Source organism: Rhodococcus sp. R1101 (assembly GCF_000278445.1).
Lineage (GTDB): Bacteria > Actinomycetota > Actinomycetes > Mycobacteriales > Mycobacteriaceae > Rhodococcus > Rhodococcus gordoniae.
On record NZ_AJVB01000257.1, the window covers coordinates 1 to 5,554 of the forward strand.

6 protein-coding genes are annotated in these 5,554 nt (G+C 67.5%); 4 read left to right on the forward strand and 2 right to left on the reverse strand.

Features of this window, described 5'->3' with window-relative positions; translation table 11 throughout:
* Nucleotides 1-591 (reverse strand): 50S ribosomal protein L3 (rplC, locus tag R1101_RS0115305; RefSeq protein WP_016934269.1); only part of this gene is annotated, 591 nt, incomplete at its 3' end.
* 45 nt (nt 592-636) lie between these two features.
* Nucleotides 637-942, reverse strand: a complete 306-nt coding sequence (rpsJ, locus tag R1101_RS0115310; RefSeq protein WP_003938093.1) for a 30S ribosomal protein S10 — start codon at nt 940-942, stop codon at nt 637-639.
* 851 nt (nt 943-1,793) lie between these two features.
* Here rpsJ and R1101_RS26995 point away from each other — a divergent pair.
* The 4 genes from R1101_RS26995 to R1101_RS27000 form a co-directional block, all read left to right on the forward strand.
* Nucleotides 1,794-2,894 carry a daunorubicin resistance protein DrrA family ABC transporter ATP-binding protein gene (locus tag R1101_RS26995; RefSeq protein WP_037223713.1) on the forward strand — a complete coding sequence of 367 codons (1,101 nt, stop codon included), beginning with the start codon at nt 1,794-1,796 and terminating at the stop codon, nt 2,892-2,894.
* Nucleotides 2,891-3,742: an ABC transporter permease gene (locus R1101_RS0115320; protein ID WP_016934271.1), complete on the forward strand. Its 852-nt coding sequence runs from the start codon at nt 2,891-2,893 to the stop codon at nt 3,740-3,742. Before R1101_RS26995 ends, R1101_RS0115320 begins: the two co-directional genes overlap by 4 nt.
* A gap of 4 nt (nt 3,743-3,746) precedes the next feature.
* Nucleotides 3,747-4,598: an ABC transporter permease gene (locus R1101_RS0115325; RefSeq protein WP_016934272.1), complete on the forward strand. Its 852-nt coding sequence runs from the start codon at nt 3,747-3,749 to the stop codon at nt 4,596-4,598.
* A gap of 100 nt (nt 4,599-4,698) precedes the next feature.
* On the forward strand, nt 4,699-5,554 hold an 856-nt coding region (locus R1101_RS27000), incomplete at its 3' end, for an esterase/lipase family protein (RefSeq protein ID WP_016934273.1).

The window sequence follows — 5,554 nt, forward strand, 5'->3', positions numbered from 1 at the left end:
GATCGCGCCCTTGATCAGCAGCAGCCCGTTCTCGGCGTCCACCTTGTGGACCGAGAGGTTCTGCGTCGTGATGCGGTCGGAGCCCATACGGCCGGACATGCGCGTGCCCTTGAACACGCGGCCCGGGGTGGCGCAGCCACCGATGGAACCCGGACGACGGTGCACGGCCTGCGTACCGTGCGACGCGCCCTGGCCGGCGAAGCCGTGACGCTTCATGGTGCCGGCGAAGCCCTTGCCCTTGGAAGTTCCGGTGACGTCGACGTAGGCGCCGTCCTCGAAGACCTCCGCGGTGAGTTCCTGGCCGACCTCGTACTCGGAGGCGTCCTCGACACGGAACTCGACCAGGTGACGGCGCGGCGTGACGCCGGCCTTGTCGAACTGGCCGCGAACCGGCTTGTTGACCTTGCGCGGCGCGATGGCACCGTAGGCGAGCTGCACGGCGTTGTAGCCGTCGCGCTCCTCGGTACGGATCTGCGTGACCACGTTCGGTCCGGCCTTGACGACGGTCACCGGGACGACCCGGTTGTTCTCGTCGAAGACCTGGGTCATGCCGAGCTTGGTGCCCAGGATTCCCTTGATCTGGTTAGTCATGTGTTGTCTCCGCTGCGTCTTTCACAAGCTCGCTGTAATCGAATGTCACTGAATGTTGACGTCGACGCTTGCCGGGAGATCGATGCGCATGAGCGCGTCGACGGTCTTCGGCGTCGGGTCGAGGATGTCGATGAGCCGCTTGTGCGTCCGCATCTCGAAGTGCTCGCGCGAGTCCTTGTACTTGTGCGGCGAGCGGATGACGCAGTACACGTTCTTTTCAGTGGGCAACGGCACCGGGCCGACCACGCGGGCACCCGTACGGGTCACCGTCTCGACGATCTTGCGCGCAGATGCGTCGATCGCCTCGTGGTCATAGGCCTTGAGCCTGATGCGGATCTTCTGTCCCGCCACGCTTAGTGTCCTTTTCTTGCCGCGTTTCGTGATCCCCGGCGGAGCCGGAAACCACCTCGTCTGCACAGTTCCCCGAGGAACGGCGACCGAGAACAGCACTCGAAACACAGTGCGAGCCGGACGCATCCGATCCGCTTGCCGCTGTTCATCTGTCATTGTTCTCCGGCCCACGCGGTCGGGCGTGTCGGCCCGCCGCTCATTCCCCGGTGTCGAAACTCTTGGGCTTCGACACCGCAAGGAACGGAACCGGCTGTGCTCGCAGGAGCACACAGGGGTACTGCTTCCGTCTTGCATGTGGCCGCGACCAGGCCGTGAGGCTCGATCCGCGACTGTCACGTCTTTCCCGATCCGAGCCGCGAAACATCCATGGCCCGGTCAAGGCAACCCGACCAGTATGCAGGAGCACGGCCGAGAGTTCAACTCACGACGATGCGTGATGTGCGCCTCCACAAGGCACGCCGCGCGGTCGGGTCTGCGCGATCGACCCTGACCGATGGGGTTCATCGGCAGTGTCCGTACCGGCGCAGCCGCTCCATCGTATTCGCCGGGACGGGACCGGGGTCGGGAGGGGTCTGCGCGATCGCGGTCGGGGAACGGAGGCGGTCGCGTCCCACGAGCGGCTGCTGCAGGCACTGCGCCGCGACGACGTCGAAGCCGCCGGGCGCGCGCACTTCACCGACGGGCCCGCCGCCTCGTCGATCATCGCGACGATCTCGGCGTCCGGTCCTGACCTGCGGACGCGGACGAGCGTGTCCGTCCGCACCTCCCGGAACCGTGCGTCCCGGTACGATTCCGACGGTGACGGACCGACCCGTCCCCGACAGGGACCGAGATCTACGGCGGGGTGTGATGTGAGCGATCACGACCAGGCAGTTCTCGTAGAGGACGTCCACAAGTCCTTCGGCGAGGTCCGCGCGCTCGACGGGATCAGTTTTTCCGCACCGCCGGGCCGCGTCCTCGGCATTCTCGGTCCCAACGGCGCCGGCAAGACCACGATGGTCAAGGTGCTGTCGACCCTCCTGCGGCCCACCTCGGGTCGCGCCGTGGTCGCCGGGCACGACGTGGTGACCGAGGCCGCCGCGGTCCGGCGTTCGATCATGATGACCGGTCAGTTCGCCGCGCTCGACGACACCCTCACCGGTCGCGAGAATCTGATCCTGTTCGGTCGCCTGATGGGGCTGGACAAGAAGTCCGCCACGCGACGAGCGGACGAACTGCTCGAGGAGTTCGATCTCGTCGACGCCGGTCGCCGTCCCGTGAAGGGCTATTCCGGCGGCATGCGCCGACGGGTCGACATCGCGTGCGGCCTCGTGGTCCGCCCCAAGGTGGTCTTCCTCGACGAGCCCACCACCGGACTCGACCCGCGTAGCCGACAGGGTGTGTGGTCGCTGGTGGCGGCACTCAAGGAGCAGGGCATCACGGTGTTGCTGACGACGCAGTACCTCGAAGAAGCGGATGTGCTGAGCGACAACATCATCGTCATCGACAAGGGGACGGTGATCGCTGAGGGCACCGCGAACCAGTTGAAGTCGTCCGCAGGCGGCGCCCATTGCGAGATCGTCCCGGTCGACCCGCGCGCGATACCCGAGCTCCTCCGGGCACTCGACGGTCTCCTCCCGCGAGATCCGAGGGAGGGCACGGTCCCCGAGACGGATCGGGTGTCCGTTCCGGCGCCCGGCGGCGCCGCGACCCTCACCGAGGTGCTACGGCGTATCGAACCCCTGGGTGTCGAGCTCGCCGACATCGGCCTGCGGCGGCCCTCCCTCGACGACGTCTTCCTCCGCCTCACCGGGCACTCGGCGTCCGCTCCGGACGGTCACGCTCCGGGAGCGTCCACCCCGGACGACTGTGGTCCGGAAGCGTCCGACACCGACCCGACCGCGCTCGCTCAGGGAACCGCTGCGCCTCCGTCCGAGCGAGCGGGACCTGCGCCGGCGGGGGAACGACCGTGACCGCCCGCACCGACGAGGTGATGGTGGCACGCTCACCGGAGTCCTCCTCGTTCGCTCCTCCGTCACGCCGGGGCGGCGCGCACCGCCGGATCACCCCGTCGTCGCTCGACCAGTGGTGGGTGCTGACGGTCCGTTCGCTGCGCACGATGGCCAGATACGGCGAGCTGGTCCTCGCGGTCCTGGCACCGTTCGTCTTCGGCCTGGGTTTCTACCTGCCGCTCAAGTTCGTCATGCAGCTGCAGGGCATCGACTACGCGCAGTTCCTCATGCCCATCATCGTGTTGCAGTCGATGGCGTTCACCGCCATCTCCGCGGCGCAGCTGGCGGCGCAGGAGGGCACGACCGGTGTGACCTCCCGCCTGCAGACGATGCCCGTCGCCGCCGCGGCGCCGTTGGCGTCGCGGATGACGGCGAGCACGGTGCGATCGGTCATCTCCCTGGCGGCCGCGATCGGATTCGGTTATCTGATCGGTTTCCGTTTCTCCGCAGGGCTCGGGCAGGCGGTGTTGTTCTGCGCGACCGCACTGATCATCAGCGTGCTGTTGTGCCTGGGCGCCGATGCGATCGGCTGTCTGTCCCGGAGCCCCGAAGCGACCGCGCAGGCGCTGACCCTGCCGCAGTTGATCCTCGGGATGCTGTCGTGCGGTTTCGTGCCCGAGGAAGGATTCCCCGAGTGGATCAGGCCGTTCGTCCGCAACCAGCCGATCTCCCAGTTCTCCTTCGCGATGCGCGACATGGCCCAGGACGGGGTGACCTGGGAGGTCTTCCGCCCGAGTCTGTTCTGGATGATCGGGCTGGCCGTGATCTGCATTCCGGGGGCCGTATGGGCCGCGACGAGACGGGCGTGAGGCGATGAGCGGAACCGTCGAGACGTCGCGGGGGCCGGGCCACGGCTTCGCCTACCCGGAACCGGATCGCATCCGCGGCGAGCGTTCGCTCGGTGCCCTGTGGGAGCACAGCCGTCTCCAGTGCGGACGGCTGTTGCTGAGGTGGGCCCGCGATCCCGCCACGATGATCCAGGCGCTCGTCTATCCGGCGCTGACGCTCGTGATGTTCCGTATCGTGCTCGGTGACAGCATCACTGCCGCGACCGGATATTCGTCGATCTTCGGCACCGTCCCCATGATCGTGCTCGTCGGCGCGATGTTCGGTTCGGTGGTCAGCGCGGTGGGATTGCGCACCGAACGTGATTCCGGCCTGCTGAGCCGATTCCACACGCTGCCCGTTCATCGTTCGGCGGGGCTCGTGGGCCGGTTGACGGCCGAGATGGTGCGCGTGTTCGTCACCTCTCTCGTGATCTTCGCCGCCGGCATGGCGCTGGGCTTCCGGTTCACCCAGGGCCTCGGTCCCACCCTGCTCATCCTCGTGGTCCCCCTGATCTTCGGTTTGGGCTTCGCGATGATGGTGACCGCTCTGGCGACCCTGCCGGGGCGCACGCCCCTGGTCGAGACCGTCTCGATCCTGTGCACCCTGCTCATGTTCTTCAACTCGGGCTTCGTGCCGGTCATGGCGTATCCGAGCTGGTTGCAACCCATCGTGGCGAACCAGCCGATGTCCTGCGCGATCGACACGATGCGCGCACTGGCGATGGGAGGGCCTGTCGCCGAGCCCTTCCTGAAGACGGTCGCGTGGTCGGCGGGGATGGTGGCGGTCTTCGTGGTCCCCGCCGTCGTCGGTTACCGGCGCTCGGCCGAACAGAATTGATCTTCCGCTGCCCGGATCGTCCCCCGACGGGCTGCTAACCTACTCGGCGATCCCCCAACCAGCACGAACATACGATCCCCATGTTCGTCGAGGAGTACCGATGATCCGTGCGCGTCGCAGCGTCGTAGCCACAGCCACTGCTGCCCTCGCCCTTGCGTCGTCGATGTTCGCCACCCCGGCGATATCGGCGGCCGATCCTGCCCCTGCCGCGCCGGCCGAGCCGGCGCCTACCATCACCGTGCCCGATCCGGTTCCCCTGCCCACCTCGGCAGACGCTCCGGGGAGCCCCCTCGCGACCCTGTTGAGCACGATGGGTGAGGGGGTCGAGGGAGCCAACGACCTCGGCTGCGTCCCGTCGCCGGAGCATCCCCGGCCGGTCGTGCTCGTGCACGGCACCGGGACGGGCATGTACCCCACGTGGGTCTACGTCGCTCCCGAACTAGCACGGCTCGGCTACTGCGTGTACGCGTTGAACTACGGCGCCGCGCAGGGGTACTTCGATCCCGAGCGCACGGTCTGGGGTGTCTCGGACATCGAACGGTCCGCCGTGGAACTCGGAACCTTCGTCGATGCCGTTCGCGAGCACACCGGCTCCGAACAGGTGGATCTGGTCGGCCACTCGCAGGGCGGTGTCGTCTCCCGTCAGTACCTCAAGTTCGAGGGTGGGACGGACGCGACGGATCCCTCCCGCAATCGGGTCCGGAACCTCGTCATGCTGGGCGCGACGAATCACGGCACCACCTTCAACGGCCTGCAGCAGCTGTACACGGTGCTCGCGGTGCTCGGCGTGACGAACGGCAACGATGCCGTGGCCGAGTTGCTGTTCCGCGGGAGCAATCTCGGCGCGGCCGGGCAGCAGCAGCTGATCGGGTCGCGCATGCTCAGCACTCTCAACGAGGGTGGCGACACGCTTCCCGGCGTGACCTACACCTCGATCGCGACGCGCCACGATCAGA

Coding starts and splice junctions, on each gene's coding strand:
- R1101_RS0115325 (WP_016934272.1), top strand. CDS start 3,747: ATGAGCGGAACCGTCGAGACGTCGCGGGGGCCGGGCCACGGCTTCGCC.